This is a genomic window from Shimia thalassica, from assembly GCF_001458215.1.
In the GTDB taxonomy this organism is placed as follows: domain Bacteria; phylum Pseudomonadota; class Alphaproteobacteria; order Rhodobacterales; family Rhodobacteraceae; genus Shimia; species Shimia thalassica.
Genome location: NZ_CYTW01000001.1, coordinates 1,134,769 through 1,157,098 on the forward strand (window position 1 = coordinate 1,134,769; position 22,330 = coordinate 1,157,098).

Genomic DNA, 22,330 nt, shown 5'->3' on the forward strand with positions numbered 1-22,330 from the left:
GACAAAGACCCTAGATTACCTCTGCTACAAGTGAGTGAGGAGGGGACGCAATGAATTTGGCACTTTGGCTGGAACGCGTTGCGCAGGTGGCGCTAGAGCGGCCTGCAATTTTTCTGGGGCAAACCTGTACCGAGACGTATGGGTCTTTCTTTGAAAAGGCGTTGCGTGTGGCGGGGTGGCTGCACACCCAAGGGATCAAACCCGGAGATCGGGTTGGTTTGTTCATGAAAAATGTCCCTGAATACCTGATTGCCCAATATGGGGTTTGGGCCGCAGGGGGCGTGGTTGTTCCGATCAACGCCAAACTTCATGCCAGAGAAGCCGCCTGGATTCTTGAGAATGCCGAAGCGCATTTTTGCTTTACGTCCAAAGGGCTGCACGCCGCACTTGCCAAGGTCACAACGCTTTCCTGTCTGGATGTCACATCATCTGACTGGCGAAACGTCATTGCGCCCGCGCCGGTATTCGCACCTGTCCCCCGACAGGCAGATGACCTCAGCTGGTTGTTCTACACATCCGGCACAACCGGACGCCCCAAGGGGGTTATGATTACCAACCGCATGTTGCACGCGATGGCACTCAGCTATTTCGCGGATGTGGACGAGGTGACGGGCGAAGATACGGCCCTTTATGCCGCGCCAATGAGCCATGGTGCAGGCATCTACAATCTCATGCACGTCATGAAGGGCGCCCGCCATGTCCTGCCCGCGTCGGGTGGGTTTGACGAAGCCGAGATCTTTGCGCTGGCGCGTTATCACAAGCGCGTCCACATGTTTTGCGCACCGACCATGGTGAAACGCATGACCGAAGTCGCCAAGGAAACGGGTGAAACCGGAGAGGGGTTACGCACTATCGTTTATGGCGGTGGACCCATGTATGTGGCTGATATCGTTGAGGCCGTGGATCATTTTGGCCCGATCTTTGTTCAAATCTATGGGCAAGGCGAGTGTCCGATGTGCATTTCGGCGCTGTCGCGTTCTGACGTTTCGGATCGTTCACATGTAGATTGGCAAGCCCGCCTTGCGTCGGTGGGGCGGGCCCAAAGTGTTGTCGAACTTGCCATCGGAGACGAACAGGGCCGTCCGCTGCCAGCCGGAACCGTCGGCGAAATCATGGCCCGCGGGGATGCGGTGATGCCGGGGTATTGGAATAATCCGGAAGCCTCGGCCAAAACCATCGTCAATGGATGGTTGATGACCGGTGACATGGGCACCTTGAGCGACGACGGCTACCTGACCCTGAAAGATCGTTCAAAGGACCTGATCATTTCAGGGGGCACCAATATTTACCCGCGCGAAGTAGAAGAGGCGCTTCTTTTGCATCCGGACGTGGTCGAGGTCTCGGTGGTCGGGCGGCCCCATCCGGAATGGGGTGAAGACGTGGTTGCATTTGTCGTGTGTCGCGGGGCGCTCGACGAAGACCGACTTGACGCCCACTGCCTTGACCAGATCGCCCGTTTCAAGCGGCCCAAGGCGTACTATGAAATTCGTGAACTGCCCAAGAACAACTATGGCAAGGTTCTGAAAACCGAATTGCGCAAGCAACTGGAGACTTCAAATGACTGATTTGCATGGGAAAACTGCTTTTGTCACCGGCTCGGTTCAGGGGATCGGACTTGCCATCGCACAAGAGCTTGCCAAGGCGGGCGCGCGCATCGGTGTGCATGGTCTGGCAACCCGGGAAGAGGCCGAGGCGACCTGTGAGCTGTTGGAAAAGGCAGGTGCCCCCGAGGCCAGGTTTTTTGAGGGAGACCTGCGCGATGCCAACGCGATTGAGGCCATGATGCAGGGCGTCTCAGATTGGGGAGGCGCGGATATTCTGGTGAATAACGCGGGCATTCAACACACGGCACCGCTTGCCGAGATGCCCGCCGAAAAATGGGATGCGATCCTTGCAATCAACCTGTCGGCGGCGTTTCACACGATGCAAAAGGCGATGCCTTCGATGGCGCAACGGGGGTATGGCCGGGTGATTAACATCGCTTCGGTTCATGGCGTGGCGGCTTCAAAAGAAAAGGCGCCTTATTGCGCGGCAAAATTCGGGTTAGTAGGGCTCAGCAAAGTGGCCGCTCTGGAATACGCGAACGCCGGAAGTAAGGCCGCTGGCGGGATTACGGTGAACTGTATCTGTCCGGGATGGACGGAAACCGCGATCATCGAACCCCAGATCCAAGCCCGTGCCGCGGCCCATAATGGCGATAGGAACGCAGGTATCGCGGAATTGCGCTCGGAAAAACAGCCGTCGCAACGCACATCCGATCCATCTGAGATCGGCGCTTTGGCGCTTTGGCTTTGTAATCCGGTGGCGCACAACATCACGGGCACATCCATCCCTGTCGATGGGGGATGGACGGCGCAGTAAGTGCGTTAAGGACATTGCAAAAGCAAAAAGCCCGGCTTTTGAGCCGGGCTTTTCATCATTAATAACGGTCGTTTAGTTGACCAGAGTTGCCTCGGTTGCGGCGCGGAACTCTTCATCGGTAACGCCATCAGCCAATTCAACCAGCTTCAGACCGCCTTCGACCACGTCCATCACGCCAAGGTTGGTGATGATGCGGTCAACAACGCCTCTGCCAGTCAGAGGCAACGTGCATTCTTTGAGAACTTTGGAAACGCCGTGCTTGTTGGCATGATCCATGACCACAACAACACGGCCAACACCAGCCACAAGATCCATCGCGCCGCCCATGCCTTTGACCAGCTTGCCGGGGATCATCCAGTTGGCGAGATCACCGTTTTCGGCCACTTCCATCGCGCCAAGGATCGCCATAGCGATTTTGCCGCCACGGATCATGGCAAACGACGTTGCGCTGTCAAAATACGCGGTCTGCGGCAGCTCAGTGATGGTCTGTTTACCAGCGTTGATTAGGTCGGGGTCTTCTTCGCCTTCATAAGGGAAGGGGCCCATGCCCAACATACCGTTTTCCGATTGCAGGGTGACTTCGACGCCTTCGGGGATGTAATTGGACACCAGCGTTGGAATGCCGATTCCAAGGTTCACATACCAACCGTCTTGCAGTTCCTGAGCCGCGCGTGCAGCCATTTGGTTACGATCCCAAGGCATTATGCTTCCTCCCGCTTGCGTACGGTGCGCTGTTCGATGCGCTTTTCTGCGTCGCTTTTGATAATCCGGTTCACATAGATGCCCGGCAAGTGGATCATGTCCGGGTCAAGCGAGCCGGTCTCGACGATCTCTTCCACTTCGGCCACGCAAACCTTGCCACATGTCGCGGCAGGCAGGTTGAAGTTGCGTGCAGTCTTGCGGAACACGAGGTTGCCCGTTGCATCCGCTTTCCATGCTTTCACGATGGCGAGATCGGCAAAAATACCTTCTTCCATGATGTAGTCTTCCATGGCGGAGTCTTCGCCGGTGGGAAACTGCTTTTCGAACTTGCCGTCTGCAATCACGGTGCCAACGCCGGTCTTGGTAAAGAACCCGGGGATGCCTGCGCCACCGGCGCGCATACGCTCGGCCAGCGTGCCTTGAGGCGTGAACTCCAGCTCAAGCTCGCCCGACAGATACTGGCGCATGAATTCTGCGTTTTCGCCCACATAGGACGAGATCATTTTGCGCACCTGCTTGGTTTCCAACAGGATGCCGATGCCTGCGCCGTCAACGCCCGCGTTGTTGGAAGCAAAGGTCAGGTCCTTGACGCCCGAGTCCTTGATCGCGTTCAGCAACAGTTCGGGGATGCCGCAGAGACCGAAACCGCCAGACGCGATCAACATGTCATCCTTGAGCAGCCCGTCGAGTGCCTCGGTGGCATTCGCATAGACTTTATTCATGGAATTCTCCCTCTTATCCGGAATTGCCACCGTTTTGACGGGACGTCACTGCGGAGTCAATGAACAGGGAGCGGGGGTCGTATTACTACGGGCGGTTATACGTATTAAGGCCCTGCCGTCGGGCAGGGCCTTTTAGAAATCATGTCACCCGTCAGGCTTTTTTGGCTGCAGTCTTTTTTGCAGCTGGCTTTTTGGCGGCTGTCTTCTTCGCGGGGGCCTTTTTCTTGGCAGGCGCTTTTCGTTTTGTCCCCGACTTGCCGGCCTTCTCGGCGATCCATTCGACCGCCTGTTCCATCGTCACGTCTTCGGCCTTGACCTCTTTGGGGATGGTGGCGTTCACCTTTTCCCATTTGACATAAGGACCATAGCGGCCGTCCATGACATTGACCGCACCACCGCTTTCGGGATGTTCTCCCAACTCTTTCAACGCTTTTGCGGCCGCGCGTCGACCACGGCCCGGGTTGTTGCGCTTCTCGGTGATCATTTCCATCGCACGGTTCATGCCGATCTCGAACACATCGAGTGTCTCTTTGAGGTTGGCATAGACCGGTTTTTCCTCGTCCGGCAATTGGTGCATGACATAGGGGCCAAACCGCCCGAGGTTCGAGGAAATAACGCCACCATCAGGGTGAACGCCAATTTCACGAGGCAGGGTCAAAAGTGTCAGCGCCTGTTCCAGAGTGACGTCATTCGGACCCCAGCCGGGCAGGAATTCCTTGCCTTGTTTCGGCAAAGAAGAGCGTGGCGGTTTTTTGTTTTCAGGCGTGGGCTCACCGCGTTGGACGTAAGGGCCAAAGCGACCGGACTTCAGGTGGATTTCGTCACCGTCATCTTCGCCCAAGACACGCTCATAGCCTTCTGCACCTTCGCCGGAAATCGGGCGGGTATAGTTGCATTCGGGGTAGTTGCCACAGCCGACAAAGCCGCCGGTGCGCGAAGTTTTCAGGTGAAGCTGGCCAGCACCGCATTTCGGACAGACGCGGGGATCCGTGCCGTCTTCACGCGGTGGATACAGTTGCGGGGCAAGTGCATCGTCCAGCACATCCAGAACCTCGGTGATGCGCAGTTCCGAGGTTTCGGCGATCGCCACCGAGAAGTCTTTCCAGAAGCGGCCCAACACGGCCTTATAGTCGCGCTCGCCGGCGGAAACATCATCCAGTTCCTCTTCCAGATTGGCCGTGAACTCATACCCGACGTACTGGCGGAAAAAGTTCAGCAGGAAGATCGTGACGATCCGGCCTTTGTCCTCTGGGAACAGGCGGTTCTTGTCCTTGCGGACATATTCACGGTCCTGAATCGTGGTGATCACACTGGCGTAGGTCGACGGGCGGCCAATGCCCAATTCTTCCATACGCTTGACCAAAGTCGCTTCGGTATAACGCGGGGGGGGCTGGGTGAAGTGCTGTTCGGGCGAGATCGAGCGTTTCTCGGTTTTGTCGCCCTGCGAGATTTGTGGCAGGCGCTTGTCATCATCATCGACAACATCGTCTCGGCCTTCTTCGTAAACCCGCATAAATCCATCAAACAGAACGACTTGGCCGGTCGCACGCAGGCCGACCTGACCATCGTCGCTTGCAATGTCGACTGTGGTGCGCTCCATGCGGGCGCCTTCCATCTGACAGGCCAGTGTCCGCTTCCAGATCAGGTCATAGAGCTTGCGCTGGTCCTGTTCGGTGACTTTCAACGCGTCCGCGCTCAGCTTCATATCCGTGGGGCGGATACATTCGTGGGCTTCCTGCGCATTTTTGGCTTTGTTCTTGTAGATGCGCGGCTTGGACGGGACATATTCCGCGCCATAGCGTTCAGCAATGGCGTCACGCGCAGCAGCGACCGCTTCGGGCGCCATGTCGATGCCGTCTGTACGCATATAGGTGATGTATCCGGCCTCGTACAAACGCTGGGCGGTGCTCATACACTGGCGCGCACCCATGCCGAATTTACGGCTGGCTTCCTGTTGCAGAGTCGAGGTCATAAACGGTGCAGAAGGGTTGCGGCTTGCGGGCTTGGCTTCGACCTTGGCCACTTTGAGATCGCGCGAATTGATTGCCTGAACGGCCAATTCTGCGGCGGTGCTGTTCTCAAGATCGAATTTGTCGAGCTTTTGACCACCCATGATGGTCATGCGTGCTTCGAACTCCTGTCCGCGCGGTGTCGCAAGCAGGGCTTTGACACTCCAGTATTCGCGTGGATTGAAGGCTTCGATCTCCATTTCGCGTTCGACAATCAGGCGCAGGCACACAGATTGCACACGACCGGCCGATCGTGCGCCCGGCAGTTTGCGCCACAAAACGGGCGAAAGGTTAAAGCCGACAAGATAGTCCAGCGCGCGACGAGCCAGATAGGCATCCACAAGAGGCTGGTCCACCTGGCGCGGGTTTTGCATCGCTTCGGTCACGGCGGATTTCGTGATCGCGTTGAACACGACGCGGCTGACGGGCGTATCCTTTTTGATGGCACGACGTTTGCGTAGCGCTTCTTCAAGGTGCCAGCTGATGGCCTCTCCCTCGCGGTCGGGGTCGGTTGCGAGGATCAGGTTGTTGTCGTCTTTTAACGCGTCCGCAATGGCTTTGACATGCTTTCGAGAGTCGGCACCGATCTGCCAAGTCATGTCAAAATCGTGTTCGGTGTCCACGCTGCCGTCTTTCGCAGGCAGATCGCGCACGTGGCCATAGGAAGCCAGAACCGTGTAATCCGGCCCCAGATATTTATTGATCGTTTTGGCTTTTGCTGGAGACTCGACAACAACGACTGGCATTAAACTTCCTCTCGACTCGCTGGGCCGTATATGGCGGCGAAAAATGTGGTTTGGAAGGGGGCAATGTCAATGCGTGCCGTTTGGTCTCTTTAAATCCACAGCAAATTGATATGCGCAAAGTTGAATTGGTCGGGGTTTCCATTACGGTTTGGCCGCTTTCGCCAAGCGCCATGTTTTGTTGGGGATTGAAGGGGCAAACCGGGGCTTTTGCCGCTGTCAGCGGGGCAGGGCATACATTTCGCATCTGACCCGATAACGATTGGGTCAGATTTTTGACAACAAACCACCTGCCTGCCGCTGAATACGACCATCCAACTCCAAATCGATCAAAACCGGAGTGACACGATTCGCAGGCGCAGAAAGGTCACGGATCAATTGATCTTCGGCCAAAGGCGCCGGTCCCAAACGGTTGAGAATTTGCATGTGCAGATCCGAAGTGTCTCGCAGGCTGCGCTGTTGGGGCGAGGTCTGTGGCGGCGTGTCGGACGGGCCGGAAACATCTGACGTGCGCGGCGCGCCGACCATCTCGATCACATCCTTGGCGCCTCTGACAAGAGTGGCACCGTCACGGATCAACATGTTGCAACCAGAAGCGCGCGCATCAAACGGATGGCCCGGCACAGCAAGAACCTCTCGGCCCTGATCCAGCGCTTCACGTGCCGTGATCAGGCTGCCGGATCGTGCCGCGGCTTCGACCACGACAACCGCTTGGGACATTCCCGAAATAATGCGGTTGCGGGCAGGGAAGTGACGGGCCTGCGGGACGGTGCCCATAGGTTGTTCAGAAACGATCAGGCCGTTGTCCGCGATCTTTCGGGCCAATTCCCTGTTGTCTGCGGGATAGATCACATCCACACCGCCGCCAAATACGGCGATTGTGCCTGTTTTTAGCGATGCAGCATGGGCCGCCGTATCGACCCCGCGCGCCAGACCGGACGCCACGACAAAACCCGCTTCACCCAGCTCTCTGGCCAAGCCGCGCGCCATGCGCGTACCAAGAGAGGACGCATTTCGTGCCCCGACCAAAGCCAATGCCGGACGGGTGGCCAAAGTCACGTCGCCAAGTGTCCATAATAGAGGAGGGGCGTCGGCAGTGTCTTTGAGCGGCTGAGGATAGTCTTCATCCGAAATGGCCACCAAACGCGCGCCGGCCTTTCGACCTGCGGCCATCTCGCTTTCGATGACACCTGCCGGACACACAGAATAATTGTCGACACCTGCAGCCTGCGCCACAGAGGGCAAGGCCTCAAGTACGCGTTCGGCACAGCCATGTTCGGCCATCAGTTTATAGAAGGTAGATACCCCGACCCGACGCGAGCGCAAAAGACGGAGCCACGAATAACGGTGTTCTTCCGTGGTGGGTGGGAGTTGGGGGTGAGTGGAAGAAATGTTGTCCTCGGTCATCCGTAGCTCCGCCTGCTTGCAAAGTCAGGTTTAGCGTTCAAAGAGTTAACAGCAGGTGAATTGCCTCAAATCTTTTTCAACATTCTCTAAAATGCAATCTGGGGCGTCTCCGAAAGGAAACGCCCCAGAAGGTGTGTTCGTAGTGCAAAGCGGGTTTTGCTGCTGGCCTATTGGCTTAAGTGGCAGACCCACCGACGGTAAGACCATCCATGAGAACATGCGGCTGGCCTACGCCGACGGGCACCCATTGACCGGCTTTGCCGCAATTGCCCATGCCCGGATCGAGTTGCATGTCATTGCCCAGCCCCTTGATCTGTTTCATTGCGGTGGCCCCGTCACCGATCAGGGTGGCGCCATTGACGGGCGCGCCGATTTTGCCGTTTTCGACGCGATAGGCCTCGGTGCAAGAGAAGACAAACTTGCCGTTGGTGATATCTACCTGACCGCCGCCGAACCCGACGGCATAAATTCCGTCTTTCAAAGATGCGATCAGATCGGCCGGAGTGGCGTCTCCGCCCTGCATATAGGTGTTTGTCATGCGTGGCATCGGCGGATGGGCATAGCTTTCCCGCCGCCCGTTCCCTGTTGGATCCACCCCCATCAGACGGGCGTTTTGGCGATCCTGCATGTATCCGACCAGAACGCCATCTTCGATCAGGACATTGCGCCCGGAAGGAGTGCCTTCGTCGTCCACCGTGATGGAACCGCGGCGGTCAGGGATCGTGCCATCGTCCACAACAGTAACGCCTTTTGAGGCAACCTGCTGGCCGATGTGTCCGGCAAACTTCGAGCTGCCTTTGCGGTTGAAATCGCCTTCCAGCCCATGACCAACGGCTTCGTGCAACAAGATGCCAGGCCATCCGGGCCCCAGGACAACTTCCATGGCGCCTGCAGGGGCGGGGACCGCCTCGAGGTTGACCAAGGCCACGCGCAGTGCCTCGCGCGTTTTTGCCTGCCAGTCAGCCGGATCCATCAACCCGTCAAGCCCGATCCGACCGCCGCCTCCGGCGCTGCCGGTTTCTCGGCGGCCATTTTGCTCAACTATGACGGATACGTTCACGCGGGTCATGGGGCGCGTGTCAGAAACCTGAACACCATCGGGCCGCAAGATGATGACTTCCTGATGAGAGGCCGCCAGCGTTGCCGAGACCTGAACAACGCGCGAATCAAGATCGCGGGCAAAGCTGTCGATCTCGCGAAGTGTGTCGATTTTGACGGGGAATTCGGCACCGGCAATCGGGTCGGCATCGGTATACAGCCGTTTGTTTGTGGGAATCGGCGCCGCCGCAAGAGCACCGCCGCCTGCGCCCACCGCCAAACGCGCGGTTTCCACGGCACGCCGCAGCGCTGATTCTGAGATTTCAGAGGAATGGGCGTATCCGGACACCTCGCCACGCACGGCCCTTAATCCAAAGCCTTCAGAGGCATCATAAGACGCCGTTTTGAGTCGCCCGTCATCAAAGACCAAGGCCTCGGACCGACGTCTTTCGAGGAACAACTCGCCATCGTCAGCCCCATCGGTGGCCTGGCGCAACAGGTTCAGTGCCACTTCGGGATCGAGAGATGTCTCGAAGGGGCAGAATTTGATGTGAGTCATATGGATTTTCCCTTCGGAATTTGATCTAAGTCAAAAAAAGCGTCCGTTTGACGCGGGCTGGCTTCTTTATTTGGCAGATAGAATATGCATTCTAGCCGGAGCACAACAGCGGGATTCCGGGCACTGCCCGGTTTTTCGCGTAGAATTGAGACACGAACAACGCAACCTATCAGGGTGAACTATGAGAATTCTTTCGAAAGTCCTGGCACTCATGGCCGCATTCACAGCCCTTCCGGCGCTGGCTCAAGAGGTCGAGACAGTGGGCAAGCCCGTTGATGGCTTGATGGGCTTCCAACCACCAGCAACCGAATTGGCACGTCAGCTCCAGAGCTTGGATCACATGCTGCTGGTTATCATCACGATCATCGTTCTGTTTGTGGTGGCCCTTACGGCAGTCATCATCGTGCGCTACAACCGTCGCGCCAATCCAGAGCCTGCAACATTTACACACAACACGCCGATCGAGATCGCTTGGACACTGATCCCGATTTTGATCCTTGTTTTCATTGGTGCGTTTTCGCTTCCGGTTCTGTTCAACCAACAGGAAATCCCGGAAGGTGACATTCACATCAAAGTCACAGGATACCAGTGGTACTGGGGTTATGAGTATTCGGACCACGAGTTCGAATTCGACAGCTTCCTGCTTGGCAAAGACGAACTGGCTGACTATGGCTATGCGGATGATGAATATCTGCTGGCAACCGACACTCAGGTTGTTGTCCCTATCGGCAAGACCGTTGTGATGAACGTAACCGCAGCAGACGTGATCCACTCTTGGACCATCCCTGCATTTGGTGTGAAGCAAGATGCTGTTCCCGGTCGTATCGCCCAGCTTTGGTTCAACGCCGAGCGTGAAGGCATCTACTTTGGCCAGTGTTCCGAGCTTTGCGGCAAAGACCACGCCTATATGCCGATCACCGTCAAAGTGGTGTCGCAAGAGGCTTATGATGTTTGGCTGAAAGGCGCGATCGAAGAGTATGCGGGCGATCCGTCCACTCTGACGTCGCAACAGCAGCTGGCTTTGGCTGAATAAAAGACTGATGGTCAGGGGCGCCATACCGGTGCCCCGTCCAAGGGGAAGACTATGAGCGACGCAAGTATCAACACGCAGGTCCAGACGCAGGAAGCCGGTTTCGGCGACTATTTCGCATTGCTCAAGCCACGCGTCATGTCGCTGGTTGTGTTCACTGCGATGGTGGGCCTTCTGGCGGCCCCCGTAGATGTGCATCCGATGGTGGCTTTTGCCTCGATCCTGTTCATCGCAGTCGGTGGCGGAGCGTCAGGCGCATTGAATATGTGGTTTGACTCGGACATCGACGCCGTGATGAAGCGCACGCAAGGCCGTCCGATTCCTGCTGGCAAGGTCACGCGGGAAGAGGCGTTTGCAATCGGCATCACCCTGTCGGTGTTCTCTTGCGTGATGCTGGCTCTGGCGGCGAATATCTTTGCCGGTCTGCTGCTGGCTTTCACAATCTTCTTCTACGTGGTGATCTACACCATGTGGCTGAAGCGCTGGACGCCGCAGAACATCGTTATCGGTGGTGCCGCAGGTGCGTTCCCTCCGATGATTGGTTGGGCCGTGGCCACCGGGGGCGTTTCGATTGAATCGATCCTGATGTTCACCTTGACGTTTATGTGGACCCCACCTCATTTCTGGGCTTTGTGCCTGTTTATGAAGTCGGACTACAAAGACGCTGGCGTGCCCATGTTGCATGTCACCAACGGGCGTCGCTCGACGCGCAACCATATCCTTGTCTACACCCTGCTTCTGGCAGCCGTTGCAATCGGCATGGCCTTTACGGGTGTGGGTGGTCCGATCTACCTGACGGTTGCTCTGGTTCTGAATGGCCTGTTCGTAGCGGGTGCCATTTCTATCTGGCGTCGCGATGAAGAAACCTCCGAGGCGGATGGGTACAAGCGCGAGAAATCGTTCTTTGCCCTGTCTTTGATGTACCTCTTCCTGCACTACGGTGCGATCCTGGCAGAAGCCACTTTGGCACCATTTGGTTGGGGAGGTTGGTAATATGAGCTTTCGCGACGATCACGAACTTCACGGCCGCCGCTTTGGACGCAACCTTGGCGTTGCCCTGGTTCTGCTGGCCTTTATCGCCATCGTGTTTGGTTTGACTGTGGCCAAAGTAACCCGTGGCGACTACGAGCCCGAAAATGCAAGGATCCAGGACTGATGGCGATGGACCCGAAAACCAAGACAGTGGGACAAACCGTGGGCGTTGTTGTGCTCATGGGGGCTCTGGCTTGGGCGTCTGTGCCTTTTTATGACTGGTTCTGCCGTGTCACCGGATTTAGCGGTATCACCGGCGTTGCCGAGTCCGGCTCTGACGTCATTCTGGAAAAAACCATCAAAGTTCGTTTCGATGCGAGCAAAGAACGTGACTTCCCTTGGGAATTCAAACCTTTGCAGCGCGAGATGGAACTTCGCATCGGTGAGACAGGTTTGGCTTTCTATGAAGCCTACAATCCCACTGATCGCCCTGTAGCCGGTTCGGCCAGCTACAACGTCGCCCCTTACGAGGCGGGTGGGTTCTTTTCGAAAATCGACTGTTTCTGCTTTGAAGAGCAGATCCTGCAACCGGGGGAGCGGGCGTCGATGCCTGTAACCTTCTATGTAGACCCCGAGATCGTGTCAGACCGTGATGCCAAATATGTAAAGGTGATCACATTGTCTTACACGTTCCACGAAATCGACCTGCCCGAGGCAACCGCCTCACTGGTGCAGGAAACAGAAACTGATGTGAACTAAAGTAGCGTTCCAACGAGGGAAAAAGCAAAAAATGGCGCACGCTAAAAACCACGACTACCACATTCTGCCGCCCTCCCTATGGCCCTTGCTGGGCTCGGTCGGCGCATTCGTCATGCTGTTTGGAGCAGTTTTGTGGATGCACGAAAGCGGCCCTTGGGTCTTTTTGATCGGCCTTGTCGCTGTTCTTTATGTAATGTTTGGCTGGTGGGCTGAAGTTGTTGCCGAAGGCAACGGCGGCGTAGACCACACACCTGTTGTTCAGATTGGCCTGCGTTACGGCTTTATTCTGTTCATCATGTCAGAAGTCATGTTCTTCTCGGCATGGTTCTGGAGCTTCTTCAAGCACGCTATGTATCCAATGGGCCCTGAAAGCCCGATGGTTGACGGTGTTTGGCCTCCTGTAGGCATTGAAACGTTTGACCCTTGGCACCTGCCACTGATCAACACGCTGATCCTGCTGTGTTCGGGTATGGCCGCAACTTGGGCGCACCACGCTCTGGCACATGAAAACAACCGCGAAGACATGAAATGGGGTCTTGTGATCTCGATTGCTCTCGGCGTTCTGTTCACCGTTTTCCAGGTGTACGAATACAGCCACGCGGCCTTTGGTTTCTCGGGCAACATCTATGGCGCGAACTTCTTCATGGCGACCGGTTTCCACGGTTTCCACGTTGTTGTCGGCACCATCTTCCTGTTTGTTTGCTTGCTGCGCCTGATGCGCGGTCACTTCACACAGGAACAGCACGTCGGTTTTGAAGCCGCTGCTTGGTACTGGCACTTTGTGGACGTTGTCTGGTTGTTCCTGTTCGCAGCGGTCTACATTTGGGGCCAATAACCGATTAACGGTTGAACCCCGAACTATCAGACGCATAAAACAAGTCGCGGTGGGCAAAGCCTTCCGCGACTTTTCTTTGCAAGGACACTGTGCATTGCCCCGTTATCTTCTGCCCCTGATTTTCGGCATCGTTGGTACCGCGATACTGGTGTCTCTGGGCAATTGGCAGGTGCGCCGTCTGGCCGAGAAAGAAGCCTATCTTTCGGCGATAGACGCGCGGATTGCGGACGCCCCTGTTGAAGTGCCCGCCATTCCAGACCCTGTAGAAGATCGCTTTTTGCCGGTTTCAGCGACGGGTGTGCTGACAGCGGACGAGTTGCACGTTCTGGTCTCGGTCAAAAAGGTAGGGCCGGGATATCGCATCGTTTCGGCTTTCGAGATGGAAGATGGCCGTCGCATCATGGTGGACCGCGGCTTTGTGCGCACGCCCCAGAAAGAGGCGACGCGCTATACCGGTCCGGCAACCGTGATCGGGAACCTGCACTGGCCAGAGGAAATCGACAGCTTCACCCCCGAGAATGACATCACCGGCAATATCTGGTTTGCGCGTGATGTGCCTGCCATGGCGGCGGCTCTGGATACCGAACCCGTGCTGGTGATTTTGCGCGAGACGTCGGAAAACGACACAACCGTGACGCCCTTGCCCGTCGACTCATCCGGAATTCCAAACGACCATCTCCAATATATTGTCACTTGGTACGGACTAGCGATTGTCTGGGCGGCCATGACGCTTTATTACCTGCGCCGAATGCGCAAAACCAAAAAGGCCTGAGACCGTGAAATACATCTCGACCCGTGGCAACGCCCCGGAACTCACCTTTGAAGAAGCCATGTTGACTGGCCTCGCTCGTGATGGCGGACTCTACGTCCCCGAGACCATCCCCACCCTGTCAAAAGACGAGATCGCGGCGATGGCCGGATTGTCTTATGAAGAGGTGGCTTTTCGCGTGATGAAGCCCTTCATTGGCGACACATTCACGGATGAAGAGTTCAAAGGCATCATCGCACGCGCCTATGCAAATTTCCGCCATGATGCACGCGCCCCATTGGTGCAACTGGGGCCCAATCATTTCCTGATGGAGCTGTTCCACGGGCCGACCTTGGCGTTCAAGGACTTTGCGATGCAGCTGATTGGCCAGTTGTTCCAGTTCTCTTTGGCACGCCGCAACGAGCGTGTGACCATCGTTGGGGCCACATCCGGCGATACAGGCTCGGCTGCGATCGAAGCCTTCCGCGGGCTTGATAATGTCGATGTGTTTATTCTGTTTCCCGATGGCCGTGTATCGGACATCCAGCGTAAACAGATGACCACGCCAGCGGATGCCAACGTGCACGCCCTGGCGATGGAGGGCGACTTTGACGATTGTCAGGCCAAGCTTAAAGATATGTTCAACGATTTTGAATTCCGCGACGGGGTTAAACTCGCTGGCGTGAATTCAATCAACTGGGCCCGCGTTCTTGCCCAGGTCGTATACTATTTCACAACGGCGGTTTCGTTGGGTGCGCCTGCGCGCAACATCAGCTTTACCGTCCCGACCGGAAACTTTGGCGACATTTTTGCAGGCTATATCGCCAAGAAAATGGGGCTGCCCATTGACCGTCTGGTGATCGCCACCAACCAGAACGACATCTTGCACCGCACTATGGAAACGGCGGCCTATACCAAAGAAGGCGTAACGCCTTCGATCAGTCCGTCCATGGATATTCAGGTGTCGTCCAACTTTGAGCGTGCCTTGTTTTATGCCTATGGCGGCGACGGCAATGCCGTGGCGCAATTGATGGAAGAACTCAAAGAAGGGTCCTTCTCGATCAGCCAGGGCGCGATGGAGAGTTTGCGCGACCATTTCGATTCCGGCCGCACGTCCGAGGCTGAGACTGTCGAGACCATAAAGTGGGGTTTCACCCACACTGGAGAAGTGCTTTGCCCTCACTCCGCTTGTGGGGTAAAGGTTGCCAATCAACACCTGAATGAAACACCCATGATCACTTTGGCCACTGCCCATCCGGCAAAATTCCCTGACGCTGTAGAAAACGCCATTGGCGTGCGTCCGGCGTTGCCCCCGCACATGCAGGACATGATGGACAAACCCGAGCGTGTCACAAAGGTGCCCAATGAATTGGAGCATCTCAAAACCTTGATAAAAGATCGGATCGCTGCCCGTTGACCACTAAACTGCACACGCTGTCTAACGGCTTTCGTGTCGTAACCGAGCATATGCCCGGTCTCGAATCCGCAGCCCTTGGTATCTGGGTCGATGCCGGAGGGCGCCATGAGCGCTCTGCCCAAAACGGCATCGCCCACTTTCTCGAGCACATGGCCTTTAAAGGCACAACCCGTCGCAGCGCGCTGCAGATTGCCGAGGCGATTGAAGATGTGGGTGGGTATATCAATGCCTATACCAGCCGCGAAGTCACCGCGTTCTATGCGCGTGTCCTGAAGGGGGACGTGCCTCTGGCCATGGATGTGATCTCGGATATCGTTCTGAACCCCGTGTTTGATCCCGCCGAGATCGAGGTCGAGCGCGGCGTGATCCTGCAGGAAATCGGTCAGGCTCTGGACACACCGGATGACGTGATCTTTGACTGGTTGCAGGAACGTGCCTATCCGGATCAACCGATTGGCCGGACAATCCTTGGCGCAGAAGAGCGCGTCAAAGGCTTCAGCCGTGATGATCTTGCCGGATTTGTGTCCGAACATTACCGCCCCGACCAGATGGTTCTGTCTGCGGCAGGCGGGATCGACCACGATGAAATCGTGCGTTTGGCGGAAGACCTGTTTGGGCACATGTCACCGGGACAGGATACCGGCTACGAGCCTGCCAAGTTTCAGGGTGGTGAATACCGGACCGTCAAAAAGCTCGAACAGGCGCATTTTGCCCTTGGGTTCGAAGGCCCGTCCTATAGCGATCCGGATATCTATACCGCGCAGATTTACACGTCTGCCCTTGGAGGCGGAATGTCGTCGCGCCTGTTTCAGGAAGTCCGCGAAAAGCGTGGTCTGTGCTATACGATTTACGCACAGGCCGGGGCCTATGCCGATACCGGGATGACCACGATTTATGCGGGCACATCCGGTAGCCAGATTGGCGAGTTGGCCGAGATCACGATTGATGAGTTGAAGCGTGCCGCCGAAGACATGACATCCGAAGAAATCGCACGTGCTCGCATGCAGATGAAAGCCGGCCTTTTGATGGGGCTGGAAAGCCCGTCGAACCGCGCCGAACGTCAGGCGCGCATGTTGTCGATCTGGAAGCGTATCCCCGATTTGCATGAAACCGTCGAACGGATTCATGCCGTTTCCGACGCCGATGTGCGCGGATTTGCAGAACAAATGGCCTCGGTCGCACGATCTGCTTTGGCGCTTTACGGACCCGTGAGCGATGCACCGACCTTGGACGCACTGCAAGAGCGGCGCGCTGCTTGATGTTACTGGCGCGGCGGAAGGTTCGGATCGAGACCGAGCGTCTCACGCTGAGGCCGCCGGTCCACTCCGATTTTCGGGAATGGTCTGAGCTGCGCAATGACAGTGCGGATTTCCTCATTCCATGGGAGCCCGCGTGGTCTGCGGACCATCTGACGCGCAAAAGCTTTACCAATCGTGTGTATTGGGCGCAGCGCTCGATATCCGGCGGCACAGCGGTGCCGTTGTTTCTGATCCGGCGTCACGACAATGCCCTGCTCGGGGCGATCACGCTCGACAATATTCGCAGGGGCCCATCGCAATCGGGGACGCTGGGATATTGGATCGGAAAACAGCATACGCGCCACGGCTATATGCGCGAAACCATCGAAGCGGTTGTGCATCACGCCTTTAACCAGATGGATCTGAGCCGGATTGAGGCGGCATGCCTGCCCGAGAATATCGCGTCGCGGGGCGTCTTGGAAAAATCGGGTTTCAAGTACGAAGGGGTGGCGCAAAGCTATCTTCAGATCAACGGGCGCTGGCGGACGCATGTGCTCTATTCTGCGTTGCGCCATGACCGTCGCGGGCGCACGCTCGCGGGGCAAGTCTGAACCCGTTCAGCCCTATTTTATGGAAGATTTGGAGGAGACGCCTTTTGGCGGCTATAGTGCGTTCCATAACGATGGGAGACGCACATGTTCCGCTGGATTTTGGTTTTGCTCTTTCTGGCCTCGCCGGCCTTGTCCGAAGACAGGCGCCCCAGCCATTGTATTGCCTTGGCGCAGGCACCGGGTCTGGAATACCTGCACAAAGCGTCTTTTCGTGATCCGGTCGAACGTCACCATGTCAGGATCAGCTATATCGCGCATGCCTCGTTTCTGATCCAGTCAGATGACGGGACCTCGGCGATTACCGATTTTACCGGATTTTTCGGGAACGTTGCTTTTCTACCCGACGCGGTAACGATGAATCATGCACATGACACGCATTGGACCGCTTTCCCTGATCCGGCGATCCCGCATGTATTGCGTGGATGGGATGAATTGGGCGGTATTGCGGATCACCATCTTGATCTTGGCTCGATGCTGATCCGGAATGTGCCAACCGACATTCGCCGTTTTGACGGAGTTGAAGAAAACGGAAACTCGATCTTTGTGTTCGAGGTGGGCGGGTTGTGTGTGGCACATTTGGGGCACCTGCATCATGAACCCAATGCTGCGCAATATGCCGCTTTGGGGCGCATGGATGTGGTTATGGCCGCTGTTGACGGCGGGATGAGCCTTGATACCCCGACCATGATGCGTGTTCTGCGCAAGGTGAAAGCCCGTATCGTGATCCCGATGCACTGGTTCGAGGGATGGACGTTGAACGCGTTCCTCACCGGAATGTCCGACACCTATGATGTCATCAACACCGGAGAAAGCGCCTTGGAGGTGTCGTTGCGCAGTTTGCCCGCGCGCCCAACGATCCACGTCTTGGCGCCGCGCTATTTGCGTGAGGATCGCTAGACCCCACTGGACAGCCTCGTCCCGGATGGTAGGACTGGGATCATGACATTGAATCCTGCTTCCGACGCTTTTATCGCCGCCCTTCAGGCACAACTGCCCGAGGGCACAGTGCGCCCCGCCGACCCAAGGTTTCTCGAAGAGCCAAGAGGCCGTTTTTTCGGATCGCCGGACCAGCACGTTGCCTTGCCTCATACCACCGAACAGGTGTCGACGATTGTCAAAGCCTGCAATGCTGCGCGCGTTGGCATTGTGCCTTTTGGCGGTGGCACGGGGCTTGTTGGCGGGCAGGTGATGCAGGACGGTCCTACGCCGCTTATTCTGTCGCTGGAGCGTATGAACCGCATCCTTGGTGTCTATCCTTTGGAAAACGTGATCGAGGTTCAGGCCGGCGTTATTCTTTCCGAAGTGCAGGCCGCGTCAGAAGAGGTGGATCGTCTGTTTCCATTGTCGTTGGCATCCGAAGGATCTGCACGTATCGGAGGCAATCTTGCGTCAAACGCGGGTGGGGTGAATGTCTTGCGATATGGCAACACACGCGATCTGTGCCTCGGGATCGAAGCCGTTTTGCCAACCGGCGATATTTTGCAGGGGATGACCCGCCTGCGCAAAGACAACACAGGGTATGACTTGCGCGGGCTTATGGTGGGGTCCGAGGGCACATTGGGGATTATCACCGGTGCCGCATTGAAATTGTCGCCGCGTCCGTCCTCGGTCGGAACCGCCTTGATGGTTGTCGAAAACCCGGCCGCTGCCTTGCGTCTTTTGGCTCTTGCGCGTTCCCATGTGGGGGAGGCGGTCAGCGCCTTTGAACTGCTGCACCGTCAGGGGCTTGAGTTTGTCGCAGAGACCCTGCCAGACATTCGCCAGCCCTTTTCCGCGCCGTCCGATTGGACCGTCCTGATCGAATTGGGGATGGTCGCGCGCGCCGACGAAACGCTGGAAGAGATTTTTGTGCATGCTCTTGAAGAAGGTCTTGTCACCGATGGGGTGGTCGCCCAAAGCGCCCAGCAACGTACCGATTTCTGGTCATTGCGGGAACATATTCCCGTTGCCAACAAACGCATCGGTTCTGTCAGCAGCCATGATATTTCACTGCCACTTGAAACGCTGCCAGACTTTATTGCGCGGGCAGGGCAGGTGATTGCGTCACTGGGTGACTTCCGGATCAACTGCTTCGGGCACCTTGGGGACGGCAACCTGCACTATAACGTCTTTCCGGCCCAAGGGCGGGATCGGTCCGAATATGAAAACATGCGCGATCAGGTGAAATTCGCGGTGCATGATCTGGTGGCCGAGTATTCCGGATCGTTCAGCGCCGAGCACGGTGTCGGACGTCTGAAAACCGGTGATCTTATGCGCTATGGCGACCCTGCCAAGGTGGTTGCGATGAAGGCCATAAAGCAGGCTCTTGATCCTCTTGGTATCATGAACCCAGGGGTGGTTCTTCCGGCCTGATCAATGGGCGGTATCAGCGGGCAGGTCCCGTAGGGTAAATCTCAATGAAAACCGCCTCGCACCGAGAAAGTACGAGGCGGTGATCTTGAAGATCATGCAAGCGGCGTCGGCACCCAACCGACAGCATCTCAATTGCACGATTAGGTTACCAAAGCCTTTAGAGCTTTAAAAAGTCGGCTTTACAGCCCTTCGAATTCGCACAGGAGAGAGACATTCATCCCCATTTTTTCCAGTTTGGCGCGACCGCCAAGCTCGGGCAGGTCCACAATGAACGAACACGCCACGATTTCGCCACCCAGACGTTCGATCAGCTTGATACCGGCCTCGGCCGTGCCACCGGTCGCCAGAAGATCATCTACAACCAGAACTTTTTCACCCGGTTGGATGGCGTCGTCGTGGATTTCCACAATCGCTTCGCCGTATTCCAGTTTGTATTCTTCCGAGATCGTCGTGCCGGGCAGCTTGCCCTTTTTGCGGATGGGAACAAAACCCAACGACAGTTGGTGGGCAATGGCGCCACCGAGGATAAATCCGCGAGCTTCAAGGCCGACAACCTTGTCGATCCGCTCACCTGCAAAAGGGTGCAGCATCTGGTCAATCGCCATCCGAAATCCGCGTGGATCAGCAAACAAAGTTGTCACATCCCGAAACAGAATGCCTTCGTGCGGGAAGTCGACAATCGTGCGGATATAGTCTTTGACGTCTGTGCTTCTTTTCATGGCGAGGCCCTCTTGAAATCAACGGGTCTCATTTGGCGGGTATTCGCAAGCAGTGCAAGTGGCGGATTGGCACAGGATTATTGGCTTCGGTGGCGCAAAAACCGATAAACCTTGTTCGACATCCAGTTCAGGTGTGGTTTGTGCCAGTCCATGCGGTCCCGGACGAGTATGGTTTTTGCCGTCAACAAATTCATTTTGTCATTCCTTTCCCAGAATTTCTCGTTTATGTTTGTGCATCAAATGTATATTTTATGTATATACGTTTGGTGCACATTGCAACCTCTTATGAATGGTGCCGGGGCAGAATGACGAAATCGGACAAAAAGAAGTCCTCAAAGAAAGACAGTCAACTTGTCTTGCGGCTTGATAAAGCGGAGCGTGATGCGTTCGTCGACCTGTGCAAGGATCTTGATACAAGTGCAGCGCGCGAAATTCGCCGCTTTATCCGGAACTTTATGAAAGAAAACAGCGCCGAATGACCGGCGCTGTGTCTTGAGAATTTACCGTCGTCTTCTTTTGCCTAGCCAGCACGACGTAGAGTTGCCGTTAGAACACCCATCCCGATCAGAGTAATCCCCCCCAATTGCGTCAGGCCCTTAATGACCTGGGGCCTCGAAATCTGTGCGCGCAGCTTGTCTGCAGCCAGAGCAAAAATCATCGCATTTGTTGCCGCCAGACCCACAAAGGTCGCGATCAAAATGGCAAATTGGGGAAGCATCGCATGAGATGGATCGATGAACTGGGGCACAAAGGCAATGAAAAATCCGATGCTTTTGGGGTTCAGCGCGGTCACGGCTGCGGCATGGCCAAACACGCCGCGTGAGGGAAGATCACGCGTCTCGACCAACTCGGGCGTGTCGGTGCGTCCGGCACTGCGGAACATCCGAATGCCCAACCAGACCAGATAGAGCGCGCCAATCCACTTAAGCGCGGTAAACGCAGTCGCCGATGCCAGTACCACGGCACCCAACCCCATCAGTGAGGCGGACATGGCAATGAAATCCCCGACCGCCACGCCTGCGGCGGTGGCCACGGCCACCTTGCGCCCCTGTGACAGGGCATATGACAACACCAGCAAAATGGTCGGGCCCGGCAACATCAACAAAGCGGTGGAGGCTGCGACAAAGGCCAGCCAAATATCGAGGCTCATGTCAAAACCCGTCCGGCGACGACGGACAGTTTCTCGACCATCGCAGGGTCACGTTTTTCGGGCGCAGTAAGGATGGCAAACTCTAGTGCATGATCACACCCATGCGGACAGTCCTTGTGCTCGTTCCCCAAAAGCGCAGGCAGCCGTCGGACAAGATTGCGGCCTTTGTCGGCGTTGCCCATCAAAACGCGAATAATCTCAGAAACGTCGACCTCGCCGTGATCGGGGTGCCAGCTGTCATAGTCGGTAATCATCGCGACCGAGGCATAGCACAGCTCGGCCTCACGGGCGAGTTTCGCCTCGGGCATGTTTGTCATACCGATGACGTCACAGCCCCAGCTTTCACGGTACATTTTGGACTCGGCCAGTGTCGAAAACTGTGGCCCTTCCATTGCAAGGTACGTGCCGCCACGATGCACATTGATGCCTGCGGCCTTGGCGGCTGTTTCACACGCTTCGGACAGGTGACCGCATGTCGGATGCGCAACGCTGACGTGCGCGACAAGACCGGGACCAAAGAACGATTTCTCGCGTGCAAAGGTACGGTCGATGAACTGGTCCACAATCACAAAGTCTCCGGGAGCCATCTCTTCGCGAAAAGACCCCGTGGCCGAAACCGAAATCACATCCGTAACGCCGATCTGTTTGAGCGCGGCGATATTGGCCTGATAGGGGACGGTGCTGGGTGTGTGCACATGTCCACGACCATGACGCGGCAGAAAGGCCATTTTCACACCGTCGAGCGTTCCGGTGAGAATTTGGTCAGACGGCGCGCCCCAAGGGGTCTCGACGTCTATCCATTCGGCATTTTCCAAGCCGTCGATATCGTAAATGCCCGAGCCGCCGATCACGGCGATCATGGTTTCAGTCATGGGAGAGCTCCTGAAATGTGTTGTTCCTGCATTTTTGGCGTGTCGGTTGGTGCATTGCAATCGGTGTACCTGAAAACATGCAAAGA

General features: G+C 56.4%; 22 protein-coding genes. 14 read left to right on the plus strand and 8 right to left on the minus strand.

What is annotated here, in order from left to right; all coding sequences use genetic code 11:
- The first annotated feature begins 50 nt into the window (after positions 1-50).
- Both PH7735_RS05250 and PH7735_RS05255 read left to right on the plus strand, forming a co-directional pair.
- The gene (locus tag PH7735_RS05250) at positions 51-1,565 is read left to right on the plus strand and encodes a class I adenylate-forming enzyme family protein (protein WP_058310234.1); all 1,515 of its coding nucleotides are present in this window, start codon (positions 51-53) and stop codon (positions 1,563-1,565) included.
- Positions 1,558-2,361 carry a 3-hydroxybutyrate dehydrogenase gene (locus PH7735_RS05255; protein ID WP_058310235.1) on the plus strand — a complete coding sequence of 268 codons (804 nt, stop codon included), beginning with the start codon at positions 1,558-1,560 and terminating at the stop codon, positions 2,359-2,361. The genes PH7735_RS05250 and PH7735_RS05255 overlap by 8 nt, the downstream gene beginning before the upstream one ends.
- Positions 2,362-2,433: 72 nt before the next feature.
- Here the strand turns inward: PH7735_RS05255 and PH7735_RS05260 are convergent, their stop codons facing one another.
- The 5 genes from PH7735_RS05260 to tldD all read right to left on the minus strand — a co-directional run bounded on the left by PH7735_RS05260 (position 2,434) and on the right by tldD (position 9,541).
- A complete protein-coding gene (locus PH7735_RS05260; RefSeq protein WP_058310236.1) occupies positions 2,434-3,063 on the minus strand; it encodes a CoA transferase subunit B in 630 nt (209 codons plus the stop codon).
- Entirely contained in the window at positions 3,063-3,785 is a 723-nt protein-coding gene (locus tag PH7735_RS05265; RefSeq protein WP_058310237.1) for a CoA transferase subunit A, read from the minus strand. The genes PH7735_RS05260 and PH7735_RS05265 overlap by 1 nt, the downstream gene beginning before the upstream one ends.
- 151 nt (positions 3,786-3,936) lie before the next feature.
- Positions 3,937-6,540 (minus strand): type I DNA topoisomerase, encoded by a 2,604-nt coding sequence (gene topA / locus PH7735_RS05270; RefSeq protein WP_058310238.1) that lies wholly within the window; start codon positions 6,538-6,540, stop codon positions 3,937-3,939.
- A gap of 264 nt (positions 6,541-6,804) precedes the next feature.
- Positions 6,805-7,944 (minus strand): DNA-processing protein DprA, encoded by a 1,140-nt coding sequence (gene dprA / locus PH7735_RS05275; RefSeq protein ID WP_058310239.1) that lies wholly within the window; start codon positions 7,942-7,944, stop codon positions 6,805-6,807.
- A gap of 175 nt (positions 7,945-8,119) precedes the next feature.
- Entirely contained in the window at positions 8,120-9,541 is a 1,422-nt protein-coding gene (gene tldD, locus PH7735_RS05280) for a metalloprotease TldD (RefSeq protein ID WP_058310240.1), read from the minus strand.
- Between the two features lie 181 nt (positions 9,542-9,722).
- Between tldD and coxB the strand changes: the two genes are divergently transcribed.
- The 11 genes from coxB (at position 9,723) to PH7735_RS05330 (ending at position 19,503) form a co-directional block, all read left to right on the plus strand.
- A complete protein-coding gene (gene coxB, locus PH7735_RS05285) occupies positions 9,723-10,574 on the plus strand; it encodes a cytochrome c oxidase subunit II (RefSeq protein WP_058310241.1) in 852 nt (283 codons plus the stop codon).
- Between the two features lie 51 nt (positions 10,575-10,625).
- A complete protein-coding gene (gene cyoE / locus PH7735_RS05290; RefSeq protein WP_058310242.1) occupies positions 10,626-11,564 on the plus strand; it encodes a heme o synthase in 939 nt (312 codons plus the stop codon).
- 1 nt (position 11,565) lies between these two features.
- On the plus strand, positions 11,566-11,727 hold the full coding sequence (locus PH7735_RS20800; RefSeq protein ID WP_199534971.1) for a cytochrome c oxidase system small membrane protein: 162 nt from the start codon (positions 11,566-11,568) through the stop codon (positions 11,725-11,727).
- Positions 11,727-12,302: a cytochrome c oxidase assembly protein gene (locus PH7735_RS05295; RefSeq protein WP_058310243.1), complete on the plus strand. Its 576-nt coding sequence runs from the start codon at positions 11,727-11,729 to the stop codon at positions 12,300-12,302. Before PH7735_RS20800 ends, PH7735_RS05295 begins: the two co-directional genes overlap by 1 nt.
- Before the next feature lie 31 nt (positions 12,303-12,333).
- A complete protein-coding gene (locus tag PH7735_RS05300; RefSeq protein ID WP_058310244.1) occupies positions 12,334-13,137 on the plus strand; it encodes a cytochrome c oxidase subunit 3 in 804 nt (267 codons plus the stop codon).
- Between the two features lie 94 nt (positions 13,138-13,231).
- Complete coding sequence (locus PH7735_RS05305; RefSeq protein WP_058311156.1) at positions 13,232-13,909, plus strand: SURF1 family protein; 678 nt, start codon at positions 13,232-13,234, stop codon at positions 13,907-13,909.
- A gap of 4 nt (positions 13,910-13,913) precedes the next feature.
- Positions 13,914-15,302, plus strand: coding sequence for a threonine synthase (gene thrC / locus PH7735_RS05310; RefSeq protein WP_058310245.1), 1,389 nt, complete (start codon positions 13,914-13,916; stop codon positions 15,300-15,302).
- The gene (locus tag PH7735_RS05315; protein ID WP_058310246.1) at positions 15,299-16,561 is read left to right on the plus strand and encodes a M16 family metallopeptidase; all 1,263 of its coding nucleotides are present in this window, start codon (positions 15,299-15,301) and stop codon (positions 16,559-16,561) included. The genes thrC and PH7735_RS05315 overlap by 4 nt, the downstream gene beginning before the upstream one ends.
- Complete coding sequence (locus PH7735_RS05320; protein WP_058310247.1) at positions 16,561-17,151, plus strand: GNAT family N-acetyltransferase; 591 nt, start codon at positions 16,561-16,563, stop codon at positions 17,149-17,151. Before PH7735_RS05315 ends, PH7735_RS05320 begins: the two co-directional genes overlap by 1 nt.
- An 84-nt stretch (positions 17,152-17,235) precedes the next feature.
- Positions 17,236-18,048, plus strand: a complete 813-nt coding sequence (locus tag PH7735_RS05325) for an MBL fold metallo-hydrolase (protein ID WP_058310248.1) — start codon at positions 17,236-17,238, stop codon at positions 18,046-18,048.
- Positions 18,049-18,090: 42 nt separating this feature from the next.
- Positions 18,091-19,503: an FAD-binding oxidoreductase gene (locus PH7735_RS05330; protein WP_058310249.1), complete on the plus strand. Its 1,413-nt coding sequence runs from the start codon at positions 18,091-18,093 to the stop codon at positions 19,501-19,503.
- A gap of 179 nt (positions 19,504-19,682) precedes the next feature.
- Here the strand turns inward: PH7735_RS05330 and PH7735_RS05335 are convergent, their stop codons facing one another.
- Positions 19,683-20,222 carry an adenine phosphoribosyltransferase gene (locus tag PH7735_RS05335; RefSeq protein WP_058310250.1) on the minus strand — a complete coding sequence of 180 codons (540 nt, stop codon included), beginning with the start codon at positions 20,220-20,222 and terminating at the stop codon, positions 19,683-19,685.
- Positions 20,223-20,254: 32 nt separating this feature from the next.
- On the opposite strand from PH7735_RS05335, the gene PH7735_RS05340 reads away from it, so the two are divergent.
- Positions 20,255-20,701: a hypothetical protein gene (locus tag PH7735_RS05340; protein ID WP_145865264.1), complete on the plus strand. Its 447-nt coding sequence runs from the start codon at positions 20,255-20,257 to the stop codon at positions 20,699-20,701.
- A 41-nt stretch (positions 20,702-20,742) separates the two neighbouring features.
- Here the strand turns inward: PH7735_RS05340 and PH7735_RS05345 are convergent, their stop codons facing one another.
- Both PH7735_RS05345 and PH7735_RS05350 read right to left on the minus strand, forming a co-directional pair.
- Positions 20,743-21,372: a LysE family translocator gene (locus PH7735_RS05345; protein WP_058310252.1), complete on the minus strand. Its 630-nt coding sequence runs from the start codon at positions 21,370-21,372 to the stop codon at positions 20,743-20,745.
- Positions 21,369-22,244, minus strand: coding sequence for an S-methyl-5'-thioadenosine phosphorylase (locus PH7735_RS05350; protein WP_058310253.1), 876 nt, complete (start codon positions 22,242-22,244; stop codon positions 21,369-21,371). The genes PH7735_RS05345 and PH7735_RS05350 overlap by 4 nt, the downstream gene beginning before the upstream one ends.
- Positions 22,245-22,330: the final 86 nt, after the last annotated feature.